Raw genomic sequence first — 25,638 nt, 5'->3', positions numbered from 1 at the left:
GGGCCTTGTTACTGCCAGCCAAACTTACGGATGTAGTAGCCCTTCACCGCCTGGGTCAGGGCCATGTACGCCAGCAGGATCACCGGCAGGAACACAAAGTACAGCGACGGCAGCGCCTGCAATTTGAAGTAATGCGCCAGCGGCCCCATCGGCAAGAAAATCCCCACGGCCATGATCACACCGGTCATCACCATCAACGGCATCGCCGCACGGCTCTGCAGGAACGGGATTTTCGGGGTGCGGATCATGTGCACGATCAGTGTCTGCGTCAGCAGCCCCACCACGAACCAGCCGGACTGGAACAGGGTCTGGTGGTCGGGGGTGTTGGCATCGAAGACATACCACATGAGTGCGAACGTGGTGATGTCAAAGATCGAACTGATCGGCCCGAAAAACAGCATGAATCGCCCCACGTCGCCGGGCTGCCAACGTTGCGGTTTGGCGAGCATCTCGGCATCGACGTTATCGAACGGAATCGCAATCTGCGAAATGTCGTACAGCAGGTTTTGCACCAACAGATGCATCGGCAGCATCGGCAAGAACGGGATAAACGCACTGGCCACCAGCACCGAGAACACGTTGCCGAAGTTGGAACTGGCGGTCATCTTGATGTACTTGAGCATGTTGGCGAAGGTGCGCCGGCCTTCCAGCACGCCCTCCTCCAGGATCATCAGGCTCTTTTCCAGCAGGATGATGTCGGCGGCTTCCTTGGCGATGTCCACCGCGCTGTCCACCGAAATGCCGATATCGGCGGTACGCAGCGCCGGCGCGTCATTGATGCCATCGCCCATGAACCCCACCACATGCCCATTGGCCTTGAGCAGGCGCACGATGCGCTCCTTATGGGACGGCGTCAGCTTGGCGAACACATTGGTGGTTTCCACGGCCGTGGCCAGTTCGGCATCGGTCATGTCCTCGATGTCGTTGCCCATCAGCAGGCCTTGTTGCTCCAGGCCCACTTCGCGGCAGATCTTGGCAGTCACCAGTTCGTTGTCACCGGTCAGCACTTTAACCGCGACGCCGTGGGCCTTGAGCGCCTTGAGAGCAGGCGCAGTGCTTTCCTTTGGCGGGTCAAGGAAGGCTACGTAGCCGATCAGTGTGAGGTTGTTCTCATCCGCCAGGCTGTAGGTGTCACGCCCTGGTGTCATCGGTTGCGCGGCCACGGCGACCACACGCAGGCCTTCTTCATTGAACGCAGCGGTGACCTGGCGAATACGAGCCAGCAGGTCTTCGGTCAACGCTTCGTTGACGTCGCCATGGCGCACGTTGTTGCACACCGACAGAATTTCTTCCACCGCCCCCTTGCAGATCAACAGGTGCGGCTGGCCTTGCTCGGCGACCACGACGGACATGCGGCGGCGATTGAAGTCGAATGGGATCTCATCGACCTTCTGGAAGGCGGTGCCGACCTTCAGCTCGCGATGCACCTCCACGTGCTCCAGCACCGCCACGTCCAGCAGGTTTTTCAGGCCTGTCTGGTAGTAGCTGTTGAGGTAGGCCATTTCCAATACGTCGTCGGACTCTTCACCCCACACGTCCACATGCCGCGCCAGGAAAATCCTGTCCTGGGTCAGGGTGCCGGTCTTGTCGGTGCACAGCACGTCCATGGCGCCGAAGTTCTGGATCGCGTCCAGGCGCTTGACGATGACTTTTTTGCGCGAGAGAAACACCGCGCCCTTGGCCAGCGTCGAGGTGACGATCATCGGCAGCATTTCCGGGGTCAGGCCCACGGCGATCGACAGGGCGAACAGCAGCGCTTCGGTCCAGTCCCCCTTGGTGAACCCGTTGATGAACAGCACCAGCGGCGCCATCACGAACATGAAGCGGATGAGCAACCAGCTGACCTTGTTGACGCCATGCTGGAACGAGGTCGTCGCACGATCGGTGGCGGTCACGCGCTGGGCCAGGGCGCCGAAATAGGTGCTGTTGCCGGTCGTCAGGATCACCGCCGTCGCGGCGCCGGACACCACGTTGGTGCCCATGAACAGGATGTTTTCCAGGTCCAGCGGGTTGCGGGTGTTGGCATCCTGCTGCTGGGCGAACTTCTCCACCGGCATCGATTCGCCGGTCATCGCCGCCTGGCTGACGAACAGGTCCTTGGCGCTGAGCACGCGGCAGTCGGCGGGGATCATGTCGCCTGCCGACAGGACGATCAGGTCGCCCGGCACCAATTGCTTGATCGGCAGTTCGATGCGCTTGGCTGCGTCACGACGCAGCACCGTGGCGGTGTTGCTCACCATGGCCTTGAGCGCATCGGCGGCCTTGTTCGATTTGGCCTCTTGCCAGAATCGCAGCAGCGTCGACAGCACCACCATGGAGAAAATCACGGTGGCGGCCTTCATGTCTTCGGTCAGCCAGGAGATCACCGCCAGCAAGGTCAGCAGCAGGTTGAACGGGTTCTTGTAGCAATGCCACAGGTGAACCCACCCTGGCAGCGGCTGCTCATGCTCGACTTCGTTGAGGCCGTATTGAACGCGAAGCGCATCGGCTTCCTGGGTGCTCAAGCCTTCGGAGTGGCTGCCCAGGGTGCCGAGCAATTGCACGCTACTGCTGTTGGCCGAGACCACCAGGGTTTGCGCCAGGGTCGGTGGTACTTCGCGGCTGACGCTGGCGTCGGCCACGGTGTCGAGCATCGCCAGGCGACGGAAATGCCGGGCGATGTGCCGGGTCCGCAGGAAGCCGGCGAAGAACTCTTTCAACAGAGTGAGGTTCATGGTGTTACTCCTGCGCGAGGAAACGCTCGTGCAGGTACCGCCGTGCGCACCGCGCCCGTTTTAAAGGCACAGCCGGCTTGGCCCGCCTGCCGTAAAAGGCAGGCGCGTCCGTAGCATCCCGAGGTGAGTCAGGTGCTGGTCAGCGTCGATGAGAGGGATTCGGGCAGGCGCCAGGATTGGCTGCTGCCGGGATGCCGCTTCTCGCGTTTAGTGGCGAGACAACGGCATCGAGAAAATGCGCGTTACCTTGCCAAGCCTGTGCCGGTTACCGAAACCGGCCGACTACTGTCGCTCGAACAAGTACCCACTGAGGGTCTCCGCTATTGATGAAAACGCGCGAAGCTTACGCCCCGATGACAGGAGAGTAAACCGTAGGAAAGTTTCCGTATGGGGAATAAGAAGAATCTTCAGGATGGGTTCAGGAAGACACGTCTGGGGGCCTGCAGCTGCTGTACAGCCGCGCTATGGCATCGCGGGTCGATCGCGCTCGACGCGCTGCAGGTACTCATCAAGTTGCTCACCGACCAGCGCCTTGACCTGAATCGACACCCTGTTCACCTGCCGGCCCATCGTAATGCCCTCACGGGTACGCACTTGCACATAGCCAAGCCTGGGCCAGAAGCGTTCGGCCTTGGTATTGCCGATGACCACCGTCAAGCGCAGCCATTGGGCCCCGTTGCGTACAGCCCACGCCTCAAGATCAGCATGCAGCTGCTGCGCCAACCCAGTGCCATGCAAACGCGCATCCACCAGCAACAGGCCGATATGCCAGACACCAACCGCCAGCACATCCGCCGCGATGTTCACCACCGCAACCAATTGATTGTCCAGGTCGCGGTAACCCAGCCAATACATCCGCCGGCAGGCCCACCCCGGGGGCAGTTGCCCCAGCAATTCCTCCCGCGCTTCAGTCGGCGTGGCTGGCTCACCGTTCACCGCGATGAAGTAATCTGGCGCCCGCTCAAAAAAACGCTGCAACTGGGCCTCATCGCGACCACCCAGCTCCTTGACCTGAATACCCGCAACGGAACATCTGGGCAATCCGCCTGAATCAACGTCCATGATGACCCCCTCTCAATCGTCTCGGGTCAGCACTTCCAACAGCTCAATCTCAAAACGCAGATTGCTATTGGGCTTGATATGCGCGCCCATCGACCGCTCGCCATATGCCAAATGCGCCGGTACGAACAGGGTGCGCACGCCGCCTACCTGCATGCCCATCAACCCCTGGTCCCAGCCCTTGATAACCCGTCCGGTGCCAATCACACACTGGAACGGCTTGCCCCGCTCCCAGGACGAGTCGAACACCGTGCCGTCTTCCAGGGTGCCGGTGTACTGGGTGGTGATCAGCGCGCCCTTGACCACAGTTTTGCCGGTACCCAGGCGGACGTCGGTGATCTGCAGCTCTTCGTTGCTCATGGGGTGCTCACTGAATACTTGAAGGTTGGCGTTTTCCCAGAATCAATCGGGTTTGGCAAGTAAAAAGCCCCGACCGCAGGACGGTCGGGGCTTGGTGGCTATCAAGGCGCGGGGCGTAGCCCCATAAACTCCTGCAAGGCATGGATCAACTGATACTGATAGACATACCGCTCACTCCTGAGCGGCTCCCAACGATCGACGAAAAAGCGCCCGGTTTCGTCCACTTGAATAGGTGTGGTAACGATCTCACCCGTGCGCGAACGATGAATGAGCAAGGTCTGGGCAGGCGTCGGTCGGTCAATCAGGAAGTAGCCGGTTTGAGTGAGGCGTGACCGATCCGCAGGCGTGAACGCGTCCGGTGGTTTGTGTCCGGCCACCGCAACGTCGAGCGCAAAGTCGCTGCGCAGTGCTACCCACTCATCGGGACGCATGGCTTTATGGGCCGTTTCCCACCGACCAGCCCGCAGGCCAACAGGCTGGCTGAGAGCCACATCGTTGACATGCAGGCTGATAGCACCCTGCATATTGGCCACTCCCGGAATACCCAGGTAGGTGTCGGTATGGCTGTTGCCCACCAACGCCGCCCAGCGATGAGGGCCATGTGCAAGCTGGTCCTGGGTAATGACTTCGTTGGCGAAGTAGCTGAACATTGTCGCGCGGGACTGCGCTTTGTTCTGCATGCCTTCGACGCGGTAACTGGCCAGGCAATCCAGCGCGTGGAGGCGGATCTTATATTTGGCGGCGGTTTCTATCAGCGCCGTATACGTGTGCGGGCCGTCGTAACCCAGCATATGCCCGCGGTCCTGTATCCGCAGGTAGTCCTTGAGTGCCCTGGACATCGGCGCTCCGCGATACAGGGCATCCAGGTCCGCTTGATGCAGGTCCGTGAACAGGTGTTCAACGTAGAGCGTCTTGACCTTCATGGCCTTCAGTTCCTTGATCAACAACGCTTTGCTGGACCGCCCGCTGTGCGCTTCGCCAATCAACACCCCGTTTGACTGTGCGTATGCGCGCTCGAAGAACTCACGCGCGGTCAGGCCAGGAGACAAAAGCGGCTGTACCGGCTTGGCCGGTGGCACGTAGTCTTTGAAGTGGGCGGTAGCAGCAGCATCAAGCTTTTCGCGGGTTTGCTGGAAGACGCTATAGGCCGGTCGAAGTTCTGGGTCACCTGGAAAGTAACGGGAATCCAGACCTTTCGCCGTATCTTTGAGCCTGATCACCGCATCACGCATTTCGGCGGGAATTTCAAACGCGCTATAGCTGTGCTGAGCCGCGGGTGCCAGCACCTGCGACGTGGACTTGGAGTAAGCGGTCTGTAGGCTAATCTTGAAGTCAGCCTTGGCCATGGAGTCGCCCGCAATAGCGCCAGGCGTGTCCTTCCAGACGCCTGTCGGCGAGCCGGCACCCACGTCCTCGACTCGCAAGCTGACAGTATTGTGCAACTCTGCCAAGCCAGGCACCTGGTCGTGAGTATTCATCCGGCGATGATCCACCAAGGCCACCCAACTGTCGTCGGGGCTGGCCGCCACGTCGTTGGCGATCACCTTGTGGGAGTAGAAATTACGCAAGCGGTTTTCACGTGGCGTCAGCACCGACGTGGCCCCTGCGGACAACGCGTCATCCAGGAAGTAGGACGTGGACGCGTCCAGCGCCTTGACCTCGATGCCGTGCTCGCGCGCCGCCAGCACCAGTGCTCGGTAGGAATAGGGGCTGTCTGCGGGGGTCGCCATGGCCTTGTCGACTGCCTTGAGGTGCTGGTCGATGGTCTTGGATACCTTGGCGGTTTTCAGTTTATCCAGCTTGGCGCGGAATACGTCGGCAGGCAGGAACTCGATATACAGGCGCCGCACGCCTTGCTCATACAGGGTTCGCATCTGCTGGATCAACAGCTGCTTGCTGGCGATGGAGTCAACGCTCGCCCCGACGATCAACCCTTTGCTTTCGCTAAGCAGCCGCTGCAGCACGACCGGCGCCAGGGTATTACTGTCAAAGCTCAACACATCGGCACGCGGGACGAGCGGCGCCAGGGCATCGAAGTGGGCTTTCGCATCCAGGGCCAGGTTGGCCACCGCCTCGGCGTAGGGCTCTCGCAAGTGGGAGAGATTTTTGGCGATGACGCTCCTGCCACTGTCCGCCCCAAAATTATCGGCGATGCCCGCAACGGACGTCGCCACTGCGTTGGGGCTCACCACGTATTCAAGGTCTTTCAACAGTGCCGGTGGGGCTTCGTAGCGCTGCAATGGCGCCGCGACGACGGGGAGCTTTTCATATTTGGGCGCACCGCCCGTGACGCCGCTGCGCACCCAACGGCCTTGGGTATCCCGAATCGCCAGCCGTCCGGTGGACTGCCAACGCCCGGTCAGCGGGTCATGCCTCAATAGCAGGAAACGCCCGAGGGCGTCAGGCTGTTTGGTGGTCCACAACGCCTGGCCCTGGAACAACACGGCCTGCAGATCATCGATGGCAGTTGCCGGGGTGTGCAATTGCCTGACCAACGACAGCGCCTGTTCCTGCGATGCCGTGTGCAACAGCGGACGCATCGGCTTGCCCCAGGGCATGCTGAGCGCCGGGCGCAAATCGGTAAATACCGCGCCAGCGCTATTGAGCAGGTAGCCAAGGTAATGCCCGAACGCTTCGCCCATCTGCCCCTGGTTATACGCATGCAGCGCGAGCATGCCATCCTTGAAAGCCAACAGCATGCCCAGGCTCAGGCTCAGCACCGGATAAGGCGCGGTGGCGATGGCAACGAGCGGTTCGATAACAGCCCACACCACGTCCATGATCATCTGCGTGCGGTTGACGGTGGTGGCTTCCACATCGTCGATCTTGCGCTGCAGCTTGGCGTCGTACAGCGCCTGGCGCAGGTTGAGCAGCACCGTCTCGCGACGGATCGGATCATGCCGGCCAGGGCTGGGATGGGTGCGATCAAGTGTCTGCGGCAGTTGCTGTCTGGCGTTCTCCAGAAACGCCCGCACACGCACCTTTGACTGCATGCCCACGCGCTCGGCGAAATAGCCGACCATGCCATCCACATGCTTCAACATATAGTTGAACAGCCGCGCTTCGCGAAACGCAACACCATCGGGCGCGTTAGGCGTGTACAGCAGCACCGGGTCATGCCCACGCTTGAACAAGAAGGTGTCGATCACCCAGTCGCCGTCCACGAACAGCCGATGCACCTGATAGCTTTCACGCACCTGGGCCGAGGCATTGCCCAGGTTCTGCAGGCAGGTATCGAGCCATTCGAAATCCGCCTGGGCGATGTGGCCCTGCAGGCGTGATTCCAGTGCTGCATTGCGCATCTGCAATTGGCTGATCGCCAGTGTTGCATCACGCCTGAATCCATAGCCAGGGCTGCCCGGGCTCTGCAATTTTCCGCGCACTTCGTCGGCATAACGCTGGCCGACCCACACACCGCGCACCGAGCGGGCAACGGCCTCGGGCGTGAGACGGCTGAGGTCGACACCCACAGGCCCGGTGAAAGTGGCCGAGGTCTCAAACTTGGGGTCCAGGAAACCCACATTGTCTTGGTAACCGTCGCGGTACAGCTGCGTATACGTCATGGACGGCGGCGTTGTCAGGCCCGGGAACGCCTGGGGGTAATGGGCCCATACGGTGTCGGGGTCGACGTCCTGCTGCCCCAGCAGCGCGTTCAAGCGCGCCTTGGCTTGCCCGTGCACAAACGTCGCAAAGCTGGGGAACTGCGACGGGGACTGCGGGTGGGCGTTGTACGCGCGCAAGGCGCCCTCGGTGTCCTGCGCCAGGGTGGTGAGCGCCTGGCGCTGTGCCAGGCTGGCCGAGCGGTACCACAGGGGGGTGGCGAAGTTGCGATCATCGTCGCGTGTGGCCAGCAGGTGCTGGGCCATGGCCTTGAGGCTGGCGGCGTAGTCAGGCGCGAACGTGAAGCTGACCTTGTGGTGCTCCTGGGCATGAGGCATGAAGCTCAGGCCGGCGAGGATCTTGTGCATGGCCGGGCGAAAACGCAGCGCGAGCGTACTGATGACGTAATCCTTCATCGCGGGGTTCATGCACCAGCCCAGCAAGTGCGCCTTGCAGCTGGCCTCGTTGTCGAATGCCAGGAACTGCTGCGCGACAGGCGCTTGGGGTGTGCACAGCAGCAGACGCTGGGTCCCACCGTCAGCGTCCGTCTGGCGCAACAGCCAGAAGCCGTTGAGCTGCGCTTCATGGTACGACACGGTCGCGGCACTCAAGTATTGACCGGTGCCCTGGCGCAACGCCTGGATCAACGCATAGTCGCCCTCGCCCAGGTGGTTTTGCAGCAGGGCGGTATACGCCAGGGCACAAAGGCGGTGCTCCAGCATCGACTCAATGGCCTGCTTGACCACGGGGCTGGTGTGGCTGTCGCGCTGCACCGCGGCAAAGTCCAGGCGCGGTTGCAGGCGGCCCAGCAAAGTCGCGAGGTAGGTCGGGGTCAGGTCCTGATAGTCGCTGCTCAACGGCGCTCGGTCATAGGTCAGCGTGGTCTTGGTCAAAAAGGCCGAGCCTGGCGTTTCGTCGCCTGCGTGCAAGCCACGCAGCGCCAGCAGGCTCAGGCTTGGCGACTGCTCATAATCACCCACGCCCGCGACGGTACGCCGTGTACTGACCTGCAATCGGTCCGGGTCCAGGTCGTGGATATCCAGGTCTTCAGCCAGTTGCTCGATCAGCTGATAACGGGCCAGGGCAGGCGGCGTGGCGGCCGGCCCCATCAGGTTGATCACGTGGGCCCGCGCCTGGTCATAGCGCCTCAGCAACTCGGCCAGGGTGCCACGCCGCTGGGCGTCGGCGCTGCGATACCAATCGGGCGCACTGTAGCGCAGGCAGCGGTCGAGCAAGCGCTGGGCATGCAAGGCCAGGCGTGGCCCAAGGTCGGGTAATGTCGACTGGATGGCGAGGTCAAGGTCGGCCACCACTTCACGCGCGCTGCGTCCGGGGTTGTCGACCAGGTCGAGGGCCCACTCGATGTCCTGTTCGCGCTTGGCCTTGAGCGCGTCGAAGACATGCTCGAAAAGCGGCTCCCCGGTGATTGGCGTCAACGTCAGCGGCCAGATACCGGCCGGACCAAGGGATTGATAGCGCCTGGGCAACAACGCCAGGTATTCGGCTCGAGCCGCAGCGCTGTCCATGGAACCCCGCAGGTAACGGTCGAGTCCGGCCAGCGAATCGAACACCTCGATGCCCCGTAATGGGTGGAACAGCAACACATTGCCCACCGCGTCGTCACCGGTCAGCGAGGTCACCACGGGGCTGTTGCGCACCGTCAGCACGAACGCGCCGGCGAACGCTACGGGTTGGTACTGGTAGGCAAATGTCAACGCATACACCCCGGGACGAAACGCCGGCCCCAGGGAAACATTCGTGACCAGCCGAGCCATCTCGGGGTGCAGCAAACGGTCGGCGAGGTCACGCCGGGCCTCGTTTTCAAATGCGCGGATGCCGGCGTCGTGGCTGCTAAAACTGCGTAGCCCTTTGCCGTCGATGACGCTGCGCTCAAGCAGCGCCTGCACCTGCGCGTTCAACCCGCTGCGCAGTCGTGCCAGCAATGCCTTGCCGTCGGCGTGTTGCAGGTCAGCCTGTTCCAGGGCCTGGTACAACTCGCGAAGGCGTGCAGCAAGCACCTGGTTGTGGGCGCGCAACTTGTCGTTCAAACCCTGCAAATACAACTGCTCCGCGCTCGCCGATTGCTGGGGCAGCAGCGGTGCAGGTTGCTCAAACAGGTGATGACCAATCAGGTTCAGGTAGCCCTTGATTTCGCTGAACGAAGGGGCAGGTGCCGGGGGTATGACGGTGCTCATGGGGAGTGGGTCCATGTCGATGAAAGAAGCATCAGCATGGAGAGCGCCAGGGACGGACGGTGTTAGATAGATAGCGGCGCTGGGCGATTGATAAGTCCTTTCGGAACACACAACACTGAAGATAATAGAGCTGCTGGGTCAATCACATGTGCTAATCAACTTGGCCGCGTCACGTCACCTACGAAAAAACACGACATTCCCTAATCCAAAATCACAGGCTGCTTATTTTCGCTTCAGCGTGCGTGCATCAACCTGTGAGGAAACCATTATTACTAGAAAGTGAATATCAGCATGACGATTGGCTCTGACTTTAACTACCCAGCGGATATCGCCCGACACCATCGTCGCGAGAAACGTTCTCCGCCTGAACGCTGGAGGGCCACGTACCCGAATCCGCCAGACTTATGTTTTGACTACCGCGCCTTGGTAGAACAAACCAACGGAATCGCCCAGGCCACTCAACCCGATCATAAAATCTGCATTATTGGCGCGGGCATTACAGGCTTGACCACCGCGCGCGAACTTCACAGGTGCGGGTTCAACAACATCACACTGATTGAAAAGTCAAAGCGTATTGGTGGCCGGCATCTGACCGCACTGGGGAATAATTATACCAACAGCGTCGGCAGGCCACCTTTTGAAATGGGCGCAATGAGAATGCCATTCTTCAATAAATCGAATGAGCCACCTAAAGAGGGGCGATCGCTGATGGCCTATTACGCCAACGCATTCGAACTACGCCATTCAGACTTCCCGAACCCGGGCAGTCCTGCAGTCCGCTCTACTGGTATATATCTACGAGAGGGAAGCATGGACAACAGCACGGAACCCACCATGCTTATCTGGAAAAACACCGATGGTGCAACCCCTCCTCCGGGACCAACGTTGGGTAACGTCTTCGCAAGATGGAAAGCATTTGCCGAGCGAATGACTTTAATCGTCTCTGAGCATTATGGTTCTGAGCGCTGGGAGGAGATGTGGGCTTCGATAGTAAGAAAATATGAAAGTATTTCCTTTCGTGACCTAGTCAAAATGCCGAGCATCGAAAATTGGCTGCCAGGTGATCCTGGAAACTTTGGAGGCATGGGTATGAATGCACAGGAGTCCGCCGTTTTCTACTCCATCGGAATTGGTGACGGCAGTTGGGTAGCCTTCTACGACGTATGCTCGCTTTACCCGCTGCGCACGGCAATATTCGGATTCAGCAGTCATTTGCAGCTGATCCACGGGCGTGTGAACGCAGACGGCACGCCGATGGACTCGCCCTACTTAAACGCTGCCGCGACCGTCGATTCGAGAGGCATTGTATTCAACAAACCCAATTACATCGGACTTGGATCGCTGGCCGAATCCCTGCTTTTCATCAAACCGGATGAAACCCATGAATCTCTATACGAACATCTCCTGAAAGATCAGTTTGGCTTAATGACCAGCAGCGCAGTGACAACGCTGAAAAAACTTAACAACGGAAAAATACGGGTTTACTACGACTGGAACATCACAAAAAAAGAAAGGACCAGCAAAGCGTTCATCGATTGCGACTCAGTGGTAATGACACTTCCCTCCTGGCTGATCGAGACACAAATATCAATTGAGAATTTCAGCCAGGCAATGCTCCCATTCGAAATCACGGAGGCCTACAAATCGGCCCATTGGGAAACCAGCTGCAAGGTGTACGCTCCGCTTAAAAAGTCATTTCTCTCTCACAACAAAAACATTCCCCAGATCATTGTGACAGACAGCCTTGTCCATGATGTTTATACCTATCGTTACAACAACACCAACACCTATGATTGCATTCTCCTCAGCTATACGTGGGAGGACGATGCCACCAAACTGTCGGTCTTCAGCGATAAAGAACTCGTGGACAAATGCATTGAGGACCTTGACCGAATCCTTTTGAAGTCTACAAATATAAAGGAAAAAATATCCCCCTATATCGGACGAAAACAGGCAGTGGTCCAGCGTTGGATGAACGACAAAAATTCGCTCGGCTGCGCAAAGCTTTACCGTGCAGGCACTTATTACGACGCCATGAAACTGCTGAAATACAACAGGGACTTCTCTCCTACATCAGGCCTATACCTGTGCGGGGAGTCTTTTTCCGTTGACGCTGGCTGGACTGAACCCTGTTTCAGAGGAGCCATCGATACCGTGATCAATATCTGCAACAATACCCACGCACATTTCAACGGTGGGTTTACTATGCAGGACTACCCCACCTATAAAGCAGAGCCATAAAAGAAACAGACTACAACGCAACGGGAATCACCTGACTTTTAATTAAACACTCGCTCGCCTCTTATAAACACCCAGCCGATTTCCGGTTGTATAACAATAAGAGGTCACCTCCATGAGCGAACCAGCAAGCCCCGCACGCGTAGCAGTCATACAACTTGATCCGCAGGTTGGCATGCACAACCGGGCCAACAACTTGCGTCAAAGTCTTGCCCTGGCAACCGAAGCTGCAAACGGTGGAGCCAACCTGATCGTGTTGCCCGAGCTTACCAATTGCGGATATTTTTTTAGCAGTCGCCAACATGCTTTTGATCACGCCGAACGGGTTCCGGAGGGCGACAGCGTACAGGCCTGGATAGATTTTGCTTGCGAGCGCCAGGTGTATCTGGTGGCAGGCCTGTGTGAAATAGACGGCATGCAGTTATTCAACACGGCCGTACTGCTAGGCCCAGACGGGTTTATCGGCAAATACCGCAAAACGCATTTGTGGAACCTGGAAAAGCTTTGGTTCACCCCTGGCGACACAGGCATTCCGGTATTTGAAACACCTATCGGCCGTATTGGCTTGCTGATTTGCTGGGATATCTGGTTCCCAGAGGTACCACGCATTCTCGGTCAGCAGGGCGCTGATATTATTTGCAGCCTGAACAACTGGGTGTGGACGCCACCTCCCCTGTTCGATGACGCCGGCAAATGCATGGCGTCGTACCTGACAATGACCGCCGCCCACGTCAATAACGTGTTTATCGCTGCAGCGAGCCGCATTGGCGAAGAACGCGGAGCCCGTTACCTCGGATGCTCGTTGATTGCCGGGACCAATGGTTGGCCGATCGGAGCGGTTGCCTCGGCCAACCGCCAGGAAATCCTGTACGCCGACATCGATATCACCAGCGCACGCAGTGCTCCAATCTGGAACAGCCTCAACGACCTGCAACGCGATCGACGCAATGATCTCTACGATCAAATGCTCGGTTACTCCCAACACCCTGCCCTTCCGCGCTGATCGGAGGGCACGACATGAAAACGCTCAATACCGAAACAAGACACCACCGTTCCTGGGTGGACCTCACTGTCCTGATACTGGGGTTGTTCAGCGTGCTCCTGGTATTTTGGGTGGCGCTCGGCAATCAAGGCTCGTGGCCGGGCTACGCCGAGATGGTCGCGAGCCTGCCTCATCCTGTTGCCTGGCTACGGTGGATACTCGGGGATATCAGTGAAGTAGCCTTCTACAAGCATGAGCTTGCATCCCTTGGATTGCTGGGCGGCGCCTACCTCGCGTGGTGGGCGAGCAAGCACGGTAAAACATGGCAAGGATTTTCCATTTCCTATGGGACGGGACTGTGGCCCTGGCTGGTCACCAGTTCACTGTTAGGGCTACTGTTGAGCAATCTGCTGTGGGGCTGGAGCGTCACCGCACAAACGTGGCAACCGACGTTTGCCGCATTCGTTTCATTACCAGCGGCAATGGTGCTGATGTTCGGCGGAGGCTGGAAAGTTGCGGTAAACGGCGCGGTGTTGGGCGCATTGCTGGTAACGCCTGCGTGCTTGCTGATCGTGAACTTCGTGTGCGTACCGCTGGGCCTGCCCGCGGTGATCGGCAACGTGGTAGGCATGGCCGTGGGCAGCGTCATCGCATTTGTACTGTGTCGCAGTGTGCCTTCGCTGGTGCGTTCAGACTACATCGCCCTCGCCAAGCCTGCACCCGCGCGCCCCCCTGTCTACGGCATTACCTGGAGCCTGCGTCGGGTGCTGGCGGACTTTTCCGAAGCGCCATTTTTCGGGAATGAACTCGCCAGTCTAGGGTTGCTAGCAGGCGTATTGGTGGCATACGCTCTGAACCCGATCAGCCCGGTCTATGGCTCAGGCTTGGTCTTACCTCTACTGGTAGCGCAGGCGCTGACATCGTCGTTAGGTGTAGTGATCTGGCGAAAACAGTGGATCAAACGAGGCTGGTATCCGACCTATGTTCCGCTGGTGTCCGTAGTACCTGCGGCGGTGCTGACCCATGGTGGCAGCTGGGCAGTCATGGGCTCAAGTGCGCTGCTCGGGGCGCTGATCGCTCCGCCCTTGGCCTGTGAGCTTGCGGGGCGTTTGCCCGCGCACTTTCACCCGTACATAGGTAACGTCACGTCAATGGCCTTGAGTACGCTGATGATAGTGCCGCTGGTAGGCTGGTTAATCCAGGCGTAAACGCCCTTCCTACGCTGCACACCCTATGCAGCGTAGGACCCGCTTCTGATTCGTTATAACCAATGCCAGAACCGACTCCAGAACCCTCGCCCCAAATCATCCTTGCACCGCGCATATTGCGCCGCGTACATCTGCGAGCGCGCCTGCACCTTACTGGCCACTGGCGGCAACCACGCCTTCGCGGCATAGGTGCGTTGGCGATAGCCGCCCCAGCCTTCGTGGTAGTTCAGGTATTGGCCATACGCGTCGTATTTGTAGACCCCGTTGAGCGTGTAGGTCTTGTCCATGTACCAACCGACAAAGTCGATGGCGTCGTCGAAGTCCTGCCGGCTGGCGCCGCTGCGACCGGTGCTCTTGCGGTAGTCGTTCCACACCTCGTCCTTGGCCTGGGCGTAGCCGGCGGCGGTGGAGACACGGCCCCAGGGGATAATCCACAGCAGGTATTTGCGTGGAGCCAAGGCGTCCTGTCGGAAGCCGGACTCTTGATACATGATGGCGAACGGCACCTGGATCGGCACGCCCCAGCGCTTTTGCGTGACTTTGGCGGCGTCGTACCAGTCGTCCTTTTCGCGGAAGATGCCGCAGATGTCATTGGGCGTGCGTGGCGGCGAAGTACCGCAGGCCGACAGCAGAGAAGTGAGGAGTAACAGTCCGACGGCTTTGCCTGCGCTCAAGGGGCACCTTTACGAGAGACACGTAAAAGGTCGGCATTTTACGCGTTCATTGAGGCAGGTGGAAAAAAGGAAGGCGGCCTCCTGGCCGCCCTCCTTCGTTATCAAGCCAACATCAAGCCAACGGCACGCGACGGTTGGTCAGCGCGAGGCGACCAACAAAGAAGCTCAGCGCTGCACCCAGCAGCAGCATGGCCAAGGTGCTCCAGGCTGCACGGGACAGTTGCTTGGCTGCCACTTCACCTGCTTCACGAGCCTTCTGTTCAGCCTGTTGTTTCAGCTCATCGACCTTTTGCATGGCTTGCTGATAGGCCTGGGCATAGTTGTCGACGATCTGGGTGGCCTCTTCCTTGCTCTTGCCGGTACGGGCAGCAACGATGTTAACCAGTGCGTCCTTGTCGGCCGCATTCAGTGCTGGCTCACCGGAAGCCTTGACGCGTTCGAACCACTGCTTCAAGGCATCACTCGCCTGGGCAGGATCAGTCGCTGCGGCGGTAGCCGATTGCTTGCCATCAGCGGCAGCCTGGTCGGCCTTCTGCTCGACGTTGGCCGGGTCCAATTCAGGCTTGCCACTTTGCTTGAGCAGCGTATCCAGCTCACCTTGCAGGCTGTTCCAATCCAGCTGGATGCCTTGCTCGTTCAACTGTTGTTTGACGCTGTTACCGATGCCTGGCGCTGCAGCCGCAATGCCGCTGCCGGCAGCCGACAGGCCCTTGCCCACAACGTTACCCGCCGTACCGACCACGCTGGCAGCCAAACCCGCCAGCAACCACGTGGTCAACAAGGTGGTGACCGTCCAGGTCAGCACACCGTGCAGGCCGCCGCGATCCGGCGCGGTGCGCCCCGCCACGAAGGCGCCCACGCCAATCGCGATCAATGTCGACACGAACAACCAGATCCCGGCGCCCGTGCCGAAACCGCTCAGTGGGTTACCGGCCTGCATCGGGTCGACAGCACTCGCGCCGATGGCCGTGCCCAGCACACTCAGCACCAGGTAGGTGACCAGTGCAATTGCACTACCGGCCAATACCGAACTCCAGGACACGCGAAACAGCGAACGATTGGTTTCATAGACAGTGGTCATACAAAGGTCCTTAACAAGTTATGAGAGCAAGGCAAAGTGCCTTGATGGTTGGGAGTGTGGCGAAAGGACATACGTTCAGTCGTGGGCCAAATGCACCAGGTCAACTGGTGCATTCGCACTCCCCCGATGCGACTTTCTCTGCACTATCCTCAACCCCAGGTGTCGTACCCCCATGTGCTGTCTACCGGGAGAAACCATGAGCCAGGATGTCCTTGCCAAAGAAACCAACCGCCGCCAATTGCAGCAGATCATCTCCGGGCTGTCCGACGGCGTGATTCTGGCCGAGACCGACCAGACCCTGCTCTGGGCCAACGAAGCGGCGCTGAGCATGCATGGCGTCAGTGAGGTCGAGCAGCTCGGTGCCAACACGCAGGAGTACGCCAAGCGTTTCTCGCTGCGCTATCGCAATAACCATCCGTTGCAGCTGGACAGCTACCCACTCAGCCGTGTGGCGGCGGGTGAAGAGTTCAGTGATGTGATCGTGGAGGTCACCCCCACGGCCGACGCAGATCGCAGTTGGGTGCATCGCTTGCGAAGCCTGGTGCTGAGCGACGCTCACGGAGAACCGGAACTGCTGGTACTGATCCTCAGCGACGCCACCGAGTGGGCCAGCGCCGAGCAACGCTTCGAGAAAACCTTCAATGCCAACCCGGCGCCCGCGGTGATCTGCCGCTTGAGCGACCTGCGCTACATCAAGGTCAACCAGGGCTTCCTTGAGATGACCGGCTACAACCGTGACCAAGTGATCGGCCGCTCGGTGTATGAACTGGATGTGCTGGAGCAGGCCGAGCGTAAAGACCTCGCCATCCAGCGCCTGGGTGACGGCGCGACCATCCCGCAGATGCAGGCCGAGCTACGCCTGCCCGAGGGTGGCAGCAAACTGGTGATCGTCGCCGGCCAACCGTTGGACATGAATGAAGAAGACTGCATGCTGTTTTCCTTCACCGACCTGGAACCGCGGCGCAAAGCGGAAATTGCCTTGCGCCAAAGCGAGGAGCGCTTCGCCAAGTCGTTCCGACTGACACCGGTGCCGACCCTGGTATGCAGCGCCGCCAACCGGCAAGTGCTGGATATCAACGAAGCGTTCATGAACATCACCGGCTTTACCAGTGAAGAGCTGATCGGAAAATCCATCGAAGACATCAATTTCATCGACAGCCCCCAGGCCTGCGCGCAACTGTTCGCTACCCTGGAGAAAGCGGGCAACCTCGACGGCCAGGACCTCAAGGTCCGCAAGAAAGGCAGTGAAGTGATCGACTGCGTAGTGTCTGCCGACACCGTGATCATCCAGGACGCGCCGTGCTACCTGCTGGTGATGATGAATATCACCGAACGCAAACGCTCGGAACTGGAACTGGTGGCGGCCATTGAAGAAGTGATGCAGGACGCCTCCTGGTTCAGCCAGACACTCATCGAGAAGCTGGCCAATGCCAAAAGCGTCAACAGCCCCAACGCGCCGAACGTGGCGTTCACCGACCTGACCGCCCGTGAACGCGACGTACTGGGCTTGATCTGTGAAGGCCTGGCCGACAAGGAAATCGCCTCGCGCCTAAAACTGGCACCCAATACCGTGCGCAACCATGTGGCCACGGTCTACTCCAAGCTCGGCGTGCACAGCCGCAGCGCGGCAATCGTATGGGCCCGTGAGCGCGGACTGTTCGCCGGTGAGTTGCGGGTAAAAAGCAAGAAATAGAGTGCAAATGCACTAGTGCGACCAGTGCAAATTCGCCTTATTCCCGCGTGATGCGTTGCATAACCTTGAAGAGTGGGCACAGGCCTTGGAGCCCGTGCCGTAATGATTTGATCTCTTGAGGAGATGCACCATGAAAAGCGAACAAGTCAAAGGCGCGATGGAGAAAGTTGCAGGCAAGGCCCAAGGTTTTCTTGGCGACCTGACCGGTGACGAGCAACTGCAAGCGCAAGGGCTTGCCCGCGAAACCGCCGGGCAATTGCAGCAGACCTATGGCGACGCACTGGACACCGTGAGTGATTTTGCCAAGCAAAAACCCCTGGCGACGGTCGCCGTGGTTGCGGGTCTTGGCCTGCTGGTGGGCCTGTTGTTGCGTCGTCGTTGAGGAGGCTGAGCATGTTCAGCCTCTCTCAATTACGCAACTGCATCGAAGAAGCGCTGTTGCCGCTGACCTGTGAATTCACCCTGTGCCGGGATGCATCGTTGACCTTGAAGGTCTTCGATGCCGACACCGGCCGGGTCGACTTGGTGGTGACGGGTATCAGCGTCAATAAGTTGCAGTCCGCTCAGGCCGTGGAAAAAATGGTGGAAGAGCTGCGCTATGAGCTGCAGAGCAACACCATGGGGCATCTGACGCTGGATGACTTGCCGCTGTCGCCCTCGGCGCAGTAGCAGCGCCTTTTTATGGCAATGGCCGCGGCTTCAGCGAGGCGCCGATGTAATAAAACACCCCGCCCCCGACAATGAACGCCCCCAGCATGTAGAACATGGCGAGCGCCGGCCAACTGGCAAGCACCAGCCCACACAGTACAGGCCCCAGGGCGGCGCCCAGGTTGGACAGGTTCTGCGCGCCGTAGTACATGCCGCGCAGGTGGTCTGGGGCGATACGGTCAATGAACATGTATTCGGCCGGGAACACGATGATCTCGCCTACCGTGAATACCGCCATCGCCAGCACCCACCACAACACGCTGGTCGACAATGCAAACCCGATCACCCCCAGCATGAACATGCCCAGGCCCGCGATCAGCCACTGGCCCAGGTAGCGATGGGAGATGCGCCGTCCGATCACGTACTGCAAGGCGATCACCAGCACCGCGTTGGTGGTCAGCACGGCGCTGACCACGGTGTAGGTGTACTCCGCGCTGGTGGTGGTCACCAGGTACTGCGACAGCCACGCGGTGAATTGACCGAACACCACGGCACTGAGTACGCCACCCAGGGTGAAGCAGACCAAGCGGTGATCGCGCAGCAATACACGGCCGACGGCGAGGAAAGGCACCGGTTTTTGCGCGGCATCGACGGTGGTCAGCGTGCGGTCTCCCCAACGCCAATACAGCACGAAAAACCCCATCCCCAGCAGTCCCGACAGCACAAATGGCAAGCTGATATCCAACCTCGCCACCATCGCCCCGAACGCAGGCCCAACGGCATAGCCGATATTGGTAAGGGTGTACTTGATGGAAAACACTTCGCTGCGCGCATCTTCGGGCAAAAGGCTCGCAAAGCCGGCTTTGACAGCGATGTCGATCACGGCATAAGCCAGGTTGATCAAGATCAGGCAGGCATAGAACGCCCAGATATTCTGCACCAGCACCGTGCCGATAAAGCCCAGCACAAACAGCGCGCTCAAGCCGAGTAACAACCGATAGCTGTTAGTTCGGTCAACCAGGAAGCCGCCATACACGCTGAGCAGAGAGCCGACGATCAGCGAACTGCCGATGACCAGGCCAACGTGGGTAATGTCGAGTGCAAAGCGGTGGGTGAGGTAAATCACCAGGTACGGAAACGTGATCGCCTTGGCCAACGTGAGCATGAGCGTGGCCGACAGCAACAGGTTTACGGTGCGGGGGTAATTTCTTATTGTGGCAAGCATCCTGCTCTCGATCTTTGAAGGTAACGCGGCGTCGATGGCCGGTTACCTTAACCCAGAGCAGTCGCGACAGACACGATCATTTCTTGACCGGGGTGATCTCCAGGATGGTGCCGTTGGTGGTCTTGAGCAGCACGAATTTATCGCCTACCCGCGCCCATTGGCTGTCTTCCTCAGGCTGCTTGAGACCGCGTTTTTTCCAGTCACTGACGGCCGACTCCTTGCGCATCAGCATGTCCGGCGCACGGTCACCTTCTTTCAGGTCACGGGTATTGATGTTCGAAGGTTGCACGGTTTCCTGTGGAGTATCACCGGCCTGCACAATGAAGCTGGCGGTGGACAGGCTCGTGGCGACCAGCAGGCTGGCGATCAGGGATTTCGATTTCATGGGTGCTCCTTCAATGAATGATGCGTACCCAGGTTCGGACCGCTGCCACGCGTGATCATTCAATCAAGCCTCGCCACGCGAGGGCCTATTCAGGGGCCGCCGGTGTGCCTTGATGGAACACCATCTGCCACTGCCCTTTCTCCTCCCGCCATATCGAGCTGCGCAGTGAAGTCCCGACACCACTCCGGTGGCAGCGATAAGTCACGAGCGCCACGCCCTTGCTCAACAGCTTTACGGCGAATTCGGTGATGCGACGCGCCGCGAACACCTCATCCTGCAGCCCGTCGATGACCTGTGCGCGACTGCCCCACACATTGCCGCTGGCACCGTACTCAACAAAATCTTCAGCCAGCAATTGTGCCAACCGAGTCGCATCCGAGCGGGTAGTGCTTTGCTGTAGCGCCTGTTCAAGCCCCAGCAAATGCGCGTGTAAATCCATTCCCATTGCCTCCGTGAAATAAATCCTGTAATTTTTCATGAAATTAATCGAAATAAATTTCATGAGCCAACAAGAAGAACTCGCCACCCTCGCCACGCTGATCCACGACCTGCGCAAGCACAAGAAACTCACCCTCGCTCAGTTGGCGCAGAAAATCGAGCGTTCCGTGGGTTTCCTGTCTCAGGTCGAGCGCGGCCTGTCGCGCCCGACCGTGGCTGATCTGACTGCCATCAGCCACGCCCTCGATGTGCCCACCACCTATTTCTACAGCCAGCCCAAGCCCAAGGCCGTGGACTGGATCACCCGGCCCAACGAGCGGCGCACGGTGTATTACGCCAATGGCATCACCGACATCCTGGTCTCACCGAGCATGAACGGCGCGTTCTCGATACTCGACAGCCTGCTGGCTCCCGGCGCCAACAGCGGCGAACAAACCATGAGTGATCGGGCCGAGCAGGCCGGCTTTGTGCTGGAGGGTGAGTTGACCCTGTGGGTAGAGGGCGAGGCCGGTTCGGTCACCCTCGGCCAAGGCGACAGCTTCCACTTGGCCAGTTTCGCCTATTGCCGCTACGCCAACCTGACCGACCTGCCCGCCCGCGTGCTGTGGGTTTACAACTAGGAGCAACCCCCGTGAAAAGCCCCGCCTCCACGTTACTGGCCGAAGTACGGACCTTTCGCCAGAACCATCCCGACGTGCGTTATGTCGACCTGATCGCCCTGGACATTCCCGGGCACTTCTACGGCAAGCGCTACCCCATCGAGATGCTGGAAAAAGTCGCCGCCGGCAGCCCGTTGAAGCTGCCGCAGAACGCCGTATTGCTGGGGGTTCAGGGCGGGTTGTTCAAGATTGGCGATTATTGCTTCAACGACGGTGACCCAGACGCCAACCGCCGCCTGGTGCCGGGCACGCTCAAGCCGGTCAGCTGGGAATCACAGCCGTTGGGCCAGATGCTGATCACCTCGGACGGCACCGAAGCCCCCATCCCATTCGAACCCCGCGAAGTCCTGGCCAAGGTGCTGGAGCGCTTGCAGCACAAGGGCATCCACCCGGTGGTGGCGTTTGAACTGGAGTTCTACCTGTTCGATAAAAAGCTGGACCAGGGCCTGCCGCAATTTGCCCGCGACCCGCTGAGCGACGATGCCGACGACCAACCCAACCTGCATATCGAACGGCTGTCGCGGTTCAGCGCAGTACTCGACGATATGGCGCAAACGGCCAAGGACCAAGGCATCGATATCACGGTGATCACCGCCGAAATCGGCCCCGGCCAGTTCGAGATCAACTTCGGCCACCTCGACGATGGGATGCGCGCCGCCGATTGGGCCGCCCTGTTCTGCCGCAGCACCCGCGGTGTGGCGCTCAAGCACGGTTACCGCGCCAGCTTCATGGCCAAGCCTTACCTGCAATTCCCCGGCAGCGGCATGCATGTGCATGTCAGCCTGTATGACGCTGCGGGCAACAATCTGCTGGCGGCCCATCAACAGCAACCCCTGCGCCATGCCGTGGCCGGATGCCTGGAATTGCTGCCGCACTGCATGCCGATCTTCTCGCCCAACCACAACGCCTTCCGCCGCCTGGGGGCGGCGGTCAATGCCGCAACCCGCGCCAGCTGGGGCTTTGAAGACCGTGACGCCTGCCTGCGCATTCCCGAATCCGACCCGCGCAACCTGCGTATCGAGCATCGCCTCGCCAGCGCCGATGCCAACCCTTACCTGGTGCTGGCGGCGATCCTGGTGGGCCTGGAGCACGGCCTTGAAGCCCAGCGCGAACCCATCGCACCGCTCAACCAGGACCGCAGCAGCGGCACCGACTTCCCCCTCGAAATGCTCGAAGCGGTGCGCGCCATGCAGCACCAGGCGGTATTGCGCGATAAGCTGGGCGCCGAGTTTGTCGACGTGTACTGCGAGAACAAACGCCAGGATCACCTGGCCTTTCAACAAGAGATCAACGCGCGGGAGTACCGCTGGTTTCTTTAACCTCCCCTGGAATCACCGATGACCGATCAAGCTGCCCCGGCGCTGAAAGAACTATTCAACCTCGAACGCCTGCAACACATCGCCAGCGAGATGACGGCGGTGTACCCGGCGTTCGACGCCAAGGGCTTCCTCAAGCACGCCAAGGCGGGGCTGGCCGATTTATCGGTGATGCAACGCATGGCGCGGGTCAGCGAAAGCCTGCATGCGGTGATTCCCCTGGACTACCCGCAAACCCTCAAGGTGCTTTATGCGCTGGCCCCGCGCCTGAACAGCGCGTTTGTCAGCCTGTTCCTGCCACACTTCGTGGCGAGTTACGGGCGGGATGATTTCAAACGCTCCATGGCCGCCCTCAAATACTTCACCACCTTTGGCTCCGCCGAATTCGCCATTCGCTATTTTTTGCTGCACGACTTTCAGCGCACGTTGGCGGTGATGCAGGAATGGTCGCGCGATGACAACGAACACGTGCGTCGCCTCGCCAGCGAGGGTTCGCGGCCGCGCTTGCCCTGGTCATTTCGCCTAGCCGAAGTCCAGGCCAACCCTGAGCTGTGCGCGTCGATCCTCGACAACCTCAAGGCCGACAGCAGCCTGTACGTGCGCAAGTCCGTGGCCAACCACCTCAATGACATCACCAAGGATCATCCCGACTGGGTGCTCGGCCTGATCGAAGGCTGGAACCTGGATAACCCTCACACCGCCTGGATCGCCCGCCACGCCCTGCGCAGCCTGATCAAGCAAGGCAATACGCGCGCACTGACGGTCATGGGTGCCGGGGCCAAGGCCGAGGTGCAGATCCACCACCTGCAGGTGACGCCGGCGGTGATCAACCTGGGTGAACGCATCAACCTCTCCTTCACCCTGGAATCCACGGCCGTCGCCCCGCAGAAGCTGGTGGTGGATTACGCCATCGACTATGTGAAAAGCGCGGGGCACAGTGCAGCCAAGGTGTTCAAACTCAAGGCATTCACATTGGCCGCGGGCGAACATCACCGCATCAGCCGCGGGCAACACATCCGCGAACTGACCACGCGCAAGCACTACCCCGGGAAACACACGGTGCATGTGTTGATCAATGGCGAGAAACTTGCCAGCGTAGATTTTGAATTGAGAAATGGCTGACACAAATCAAAGAAAAGGCTCTAGGACGGGCCTCTAAGCCTGATAAATTGTCGAACAATCCTGGCATTGCCCATTGAGATCCATTATCATCCGGCGCCTTCTCGCTACCCGTCGGGTAGCTGTTTCAATGTGTCACCCGAGGCGCCCATGTACCGTTTTTCGTTCCACCGCCCCCTGATTGCCCTCAGTCTGGGGCTTGTCAGCCCTTGTGTTTTCGCAGCAAAGCAACCCTTGGCCGAAGCCCCGCTGGCCAGCGACACGGACCTGCAGTGCCACTTCAACCGAGACGCAAGTACCGACTGCACCACCACCTACCGCTATACGATCCTCAAGCCCAACGGCCGCGAAATGCTCTCGCGCATCGACTTCGACTACTCCGAAGGCGATACCTTTGAAGTGATCAGCGCGCAGTCCACCCAGCCCGGCGCCAAGCCGGTGGCCTTGGACGCCACGCAGATCGACACCCGCACCGCGCCCAACCCGGACCAGGGTTTCAGCCGTGATAAACAGACCTCTTTGGCCTTCCCCAACCTTCGGGTCGGCACCCAGATCCGCTACACCGTGCGCGAGCATCACCCTGCCAAACCGCTGATGACGCAGTTTCACTACGTGCTCAAATTCGGCCCTAGCGCCGCGCGCCGCGACCACTTCAAGGCGCGCTTCACTGCCGAGCAGCCGATCCACTGGCGCAGCGAACTGTTCGACGGTTTCAGCGTGACTGCTGCGCCAAATGGCAAGTCTCTGGACGTGGTGCAAAAGGCCCCGACCTATCTCAATTACATCAATGAATCGTCCAACGCCGCGCTGCTGCGCATCCCGCGTATCGAGGTAGGCAGCACCCTGGAACGCCAGGCGTACTTCGGTGGTTTCGCCCAACGCTACAACCAGATCCTGGGCGCCAGCCTGCCGCCGCAGAGCACCGCTGCCGTGGCTGCCGCACGCAACCTGGCGCCAGCGGAGCAGGTCGCCGCCCTGATGCAGCATATCAACGACCACTACCGCTACCTGGGTGACTGGCGCGCCACGGAACGCGGCTATGTGCCGTTCGAACTGGCGGAAATCGAGCAGCACGGTTATGGCGATTGCAAAGACCTGGCGATCCTCCTGACGGCCCTGCTCAAGGCCAGTGGCATCCAGGCCGAAACCGCCTGGGTCAGCCGTGGCGACGTGGCGGAATCGTTGCTGATCCCCGGCACCCATGCCCCGAATCACGCGATCGTACGTGCCGAGGTGGAGGACCAGGTCTGGTGGCTAGACCCGACCAACCCGGTGTTCGCGCCGGGCCAAGTCATGCCCGACATCCAGGACCGCTGGGTCCTGGTCAGTGACGCCCAAGGTCAGGTGCGCGAGGAACATATTCCCCTGGAGCGCCCCGAAACCAGTCTGCGCCTGGACAAACAGGTGCACTACGACAAACACGGCAACGGCGCGACCCAGGCCAGCATCACGTTCAGCCGCCTGCCGCTGATGCGACTGAGCGTCGCCGACCGCCAGCAAGGCAGCACCGCCACCGACCAGAACATCTGCGCCAACTTTGGCAACGAGATCAGCGACTGCCGCATCACCCGCCCGCAGACCGCCTTTGTGGTGCAGGATGGCTATACCGTCACAGCGCACATGAACGATCAGCGCGCACTGGAAAAACTGGCGAACGACTACGTCTATACCGATGAGTCGCTCAAGGGCCGCTGGGATGGCTTTATCAACTACCGCCGCCAAGGGCAGCAAGCCGACCTTGATATGGGCAACCCGGAAACCAATGACTACACCATCACCCTGAGCGGTGGGCAAATGGAAAAAACCATACCCGGTTGCCAGGTTCGCTCGCCGTGGTACGACCTGGATCTACAGGGCAAACGGGAAAATGGCGCGTTGCGCTATCACTATCGGCTGAGCCAGAAAATGCGCTGGCTGACCCATGATGAGATTGTCAGCGAGGCGTTTGGCCAGATGATTGACGACGCGCGTGCCTGTGCGGAGCAGGTGCATCAGGTGGTGAAGCTCTAGGGCATACCTGACACGACCCCAAACTGTAAGCGCT

General features: G+C 59.7%; 19 protein-coding genes. 10 read left to right on the top strand and 9 right to left on the bottom strand.

The features are described from left to right. Nucleotides 1–8: 8 nt before the first annotated feature. The 4 genes from mgtA to CQ002_RS15005 form a co-directional block, all read right to left on the bottom strand. Nucleotides 9–2,714 (bottom strand): magnesium-translocating P-type ATPase, encoded by a 2,706-nt coding sequence (mgtA, locus tag CQ002_RS15025; RefSeq protein WP_069022976.1) that lies wholly within the window; start codon nt 2,712–2,714, stop codon nt 9–11. A 462-nt stretch (nt 2,715–3,176) separates the two neighbouring features. Beyond that, nucleotides 3,177–3,776, bottom strand: coding sequence for a GNAT family N-acetyltransferase (locus CQ002_RS15015; RefSeq protein ID WP_105161965.1), 600 nt, complete (start codon nt 3,774–3,776; stop codon nt 3,177–3,179). A gap of 12 nt (nt 3,777–3,788) precedes the next feature. Further along, a complete protein-coding gene (locus CQ002_RS15010; RefSeq protein WP_034103729.1) occupies nt 3,789–4,133 on the bottom strand; it encodes an FKBP-type peptidyl-prolyl cis-trans isomerase in 345 nt (114 codons plus the stop codon). A gap of 101 nt (nt 4,134–4,234) precedes the next feature. After that, a complete protein-coding gene (locus tag CQ002_RS15005) occupies nt 4,235–9,928 on the bottom strand; it encodes a membrane-targeted effector domain-containing toxin (protein WP_105161964.1) in 5,694 nt (1,897 codons plus the stop codon). Nucleotides 9,929–10,219: 291 nt separating this feature from the next. Between CQ002_RS15005 and CQ002_RS15000 the strand changes: the two genes are divergently transcribed. From CQ002_RS15000 to CQ002_RS14990, 3 genes are all read left to right on the top strand, one after another. After that, nucleotides 10,220–12,169 (top strand): FAD-dependent oxidoreductase, encoded by a 1,950-nt coding sequence (locus tag CQ002_RS15000; RefSeq protein WP_105161963.1) that lies wholly within the window; start codon nt 10,220–10,222, stop codon nt 12,167–12,169. A gap of 112 nt (nt 12,170–12,281) precedes the next feature. Beyond that, entirely contained in the window at nt 12,282–13,169 is an 888-nt protein-coding gene (locus tag CQ002_RS14995) for a nitrilase family protein (protein WP_034103726.1), read from the top strand. 14 nt (nt 13,170–13,183) lie between these two features. Next, nucleotides 13,184–14,356: a hypothetical protein gene (locus CQ002_RS14990; protein WP_164651219.1), complete on the top strand. Its 1,173-nt coding sequence runs from the start codon at nt 13,184–13,186 to the stop codon at nt 14,354–14,356. Between the two features lie 53 nt (nt 14,357–14,409). Here CQ002_RS14990 and CQ002_RS14985 read toward each other — a convergent pair whose 3' ends face one another. Together CQ002_RS14985 and CQ002_RS14980 are read right to left on the bottom strand one after the other, a co-directional pair. Continuing rightward, nucleotides 14,410–15,030, bottom strand: coding sequence for a hypothetical protein (locus CQ002_RS14985; RefSeq protein WP_069022966.1), 621 nt, complete (start codon nt 15,028–15,030; stop codon nt 14,410–14,412). A 112-nt stretch (nt 15,031–15,142) separates the two neighbouring features. Then, nucleotides 15,143–16,111, bottom strand: a complete 969-nt coding sequence (locus tag CQ002_RS14980; RefSeq protein WP_034103720.1) for a hypothetical protein — start codon at nt 16,109–16,111, stop codon at nt 15,143–15,145. A gap of 196 nt (nt 16,112–16,307) precedes the next feature. On the opposite strand from CQ002_RS14980, the gene CQ002_RS14975 reads away from it, so the two are divergent. The 3 genes from CQ002_RS14975 to CQ002_RS14965 all read left to right on the top strand — a co-directional run bounded on the left by CQ002_RS14975 (nt 16,308) and on the right by CQ002_RS14965 (nt 18,473). Next, complete coding sequence (locus CQ002_RS14975; RefSeq protein ID WP_034103718.1) at nt 16,308–17,804, top strand: PAS domain S-box protein; 1,497 nt, start codon at nt 16,308–16,310, stop codon at nt 17,802–17,804. A 130-nt stretch (nt 17,805–17,934) separates the two neighbouring features. Beyond that, nucleotides 17,935–18,186, top strand: coding sequence for a CsbD family protein (locus CQ002_RS14970; protein ID WP_034103716.1), 252 nt, complete (start codon nt 17,935–17,937; stop codon nt 18,184–18,186). 11 nt (nt 18,187–18,197) lie between these two features. Further along, the gene (locus CQ002_RS14965; RefSeq protein WP_034103714.1) at nt 18,198–18,473 is read left to right on the top strand and encodes a DUF1652 domain-containing protein; all 276 of its coding nucleotides are present in this window, start codon (nt 18,198–18,200) and stop codon (nt 18,471–18,473) included. Between the two features lie 10 nt (nt 18,474–18,483). On the opposite strand, the gene CQ002_RS14960 is transcribed toward CQ002_RS14965, so the two are convergent. The 3 genes from CQ002_RS14960 to CQ002_RS14950 all read right to left on the bottom strand — a co-directional run bounded on the left by CQ002_RS14960 (nt 18,484) and on the right by CQ002_RS14950 (nt 20,564). Continuing rightward, the gene (locus tag CQ002_RS14960) at nt 18,484–19,677 is read right to left on the bottom strand and encodes an MFS transporter (RefSeq protein WP_034103712.1); all 1,194 of its coding nucleotides are present in this window, start codon (nt 19,675–19,677) and stop codon (nt 18,484–18,486) included. Nucleotides 19,678–19,753: 76 nt separating this feature from the next. Then, nucleotides 19,754–20,062 (bottom strand): RcnB family protein, encoded by a 309-nt coding sequence (locus CQ002_RS14955; protein ID WP_034103710.1) that lies wholly within the window; start codon nt 20,060–20,062, stop codon nt 19,754–19,756. Between the two features lie 85 nt (nt 20,063–20,147). After that, on the bottom strand, nt 20,148–20,564 hold the full coding sequence (locus CQ002_RS14950) for a DUF4440 domain-containing protein (RefSeq protein ID WP_234010415.1): 417 nt from the start codon (nt 20,562–20,564) through the stop codon (nt 20,148–20,150). Between CQ002_RS14950 and CQ002_RS14945 the strand changes: the two genes are divergently transcribed. The 4 genes from CQ002_RS14945 (at nt 20,563) to CQ002_RS14930 (ending at nt 25,604) form a co-directional block, all read left to right on the top strand. Continuing rightward, the gene (locus CQ002_RS14945) at nt 20,563–21,120 is read left to right on the top strand and encodes a helix-turn-helix domain-containing protein (protein WP_034103707.1); all 558 of its coding nucleotides are present in this window, start codon (nt 20,563–20,565) and stop codon (nt 21,118–21,120) included. The genes CQ002_RS14950 and CQ002_RS14945 overlap by 2 nt on opposite strands. Nucleotides 21,121–21,131: 11 nt before the next feature. Further along, nucleotides 21,132–22,478 carry a glutamine synthetase family protein gene (locus tag CQ002_RS14940; RefSeq protein ID WP_034103705.1) on the top strand — a complete coding sequence of 449 codons (1,347 nt, stop codon included), beginning with the start codon at nt 21,132–21,134 and terminating at the stop codon, nt 22,476–22,478. A gap of 18 nt (nt 22,479–22,496) precedes the next feature. Then, a complete protein-coding gene (locus CQ002_RS14935) occupies nt 22,497–23,597 on the top strand; it encodes a DNA alkylation repair protein (RefSeq protein ID WP_105161962.1) in 1,101 nt (366 codons plus the stop codon). Nucleotides 23,598–23,744: 147 nt separating this feature from the next. After that, nucleotides 23,745–25,604: a DUF3857 domain-containing transglutaminase family protein gene (locus tag CQ002_RS14930; protein ID WP_034103701.1), complete on the top strand. Its 1,860-nt coding sequence runs from the start codon at nt 23,745–23,747 to the stop codon at nt 25,602–25,604. Nucleotides 25,605–25,638 lie beyond the last annotated feature (34 nt).

The organism is Pseudomonas sp. MYb13 (assembly GCF_002980075.1).
In the GTDB taxonomy this organism is placed as follows: Bacteria; Pseudomonadota; Gammaproteobacteria; order Pseudomonadales; family Pseudomonadaceae; genus Aquipseudomonas; species Aquipseudomonas lurida.
This window is presented reverse-complemented; position numbering and strand designations above follow the sequence as displayed.

What these genes read in the sequence shown, in the direction of transcription:
- CQ002_RS14975 (WP_034103718.1), top strand. Translation starts at nt 16,308, where the DNA reads ATGAGCCAGGATGTCCTTGCCAAAGAAACCAACCGCCGCCAATTGCAG.
- CQ002_RS15010 (WP_034103729.1), bottom strand. Translation starts at nt 4,133, where the DNA reads ATGAGCAACGAAGAGCTGCAGATCACCGACGTCCGCCTGGGTACCGGC.
- CQ002_RS15005 (WP_105161964.1), bottom strand. Translation starts at nt 9,928, where the DNA reads ATGAGCACCGTCATACCCCCGGCACCTGCCCCTTCGTTCAGCGAAATC.
- CQ002_RS14990 (WP_164651219.1), top strand. Translation starts at nt 13,184, where the DNA reads ATGAAAACGCTCAATACCGAAACAAGACACCACCGTTCCTGGGTGGAC.
- CQ002_RS14955 (WP_034103710.1), bottom strand. Translation starts at nt 20,062, where the DNA reads ATGAAATCGAAATCCCTGATCGCCAGCCTGCTGGTCGCCACGAGCCTG.
- CQ002_RS14945 (WP_034103707.1), top strand. Translation starts at nt 20,563, where the DNA reads ATGAGCCAACAAGAAGAACTCGCCACCCTCGCCACGCTGATCCACGAC.
- CQ002_RS14950 (WP_234010415.1), bottom strand. Translation starts at nt 20,564, where the DNA reads ATGAAATTTATTTCGATTAATTTCATGAAAAATTACAGGATTTATTTC.
- CQ002_RS14960 (WP_034103712.1), bottom strand. Translation starts at nt 19,677, where the DNA reads ATGCTTGCCACAATAAGAAATTACCCCCGCACCGTAAACCTGTTGCTG.
- CQ002_RS15015 (WP_105161965.1), bottom strand. Translation starts at nt 3,776, where the DNA reads ATGGACGTTGATTCAGGCGGATTGCCCAGATGTTCCGTTGCGGGTATT.
- CQ002_RS14965 (WP_034103714.1), top strand. Translation starts at nt 18,198, where the DNA reads ATGTTCAGCCTCTCTCAATTACGCAACTGCATCGAAGAAGCGCTGTTG.
- CQ002_RS14930 (WP_034103701.1), top strand. Translation starts at nt 23,745, where the DNA reads ATGTACCGTTTTTCGTTCCACCGCCCCCTGATTGCCCTCAGTCTGGGG.
- CQ002_RS14980 (WP_034103720.1), bottom strand. Translation starts at nt 16,111, where the DNA reads ATGACCACTGTCTATGAAACCAATCGTTCGCTGTTTCGCGTGTCCTGG.
- CQ002_RS14935 (WP_105161962.1), top strand. Translation starts at nt 22,497, where the DNA reads ATGACCGATCAAGCTGCCCCGGCGCTGAAAGAACTATTCAACCTCGAA.
- CQ002_RS15000 (WP_105161963.1), top strand. Translation starts at nt 10,220, where the DNA reads ATGACGATTGGCTCTGACTTTAACTACCCAGCGGATATCGCCCGACAC.
- mgtA (WP_069022976.1), bottom strand. Translation starts at nt 2,714, where the DNA reads ATGAACCTCACTCTGTTGAAAGAGTTCTTCGCCGGCTTCCTGCGGACC.
- CQ002_RS14970 (WP_034103716.1), top strand. Translation starts at nt 17,935, where the DNA reads ATGAAAAGCGAACAAGTCAAAGGCGCGATGGAGAAAGTTGCAGGCAAG.
- CQ002_RS14995 (WP_034103726.1), top strand. Translation starts at nt 12,282, where the DNA reads ATGAGCGAACCAGCAAGCCCCGCACGCGTAGCAGTCATACAACTTGAT.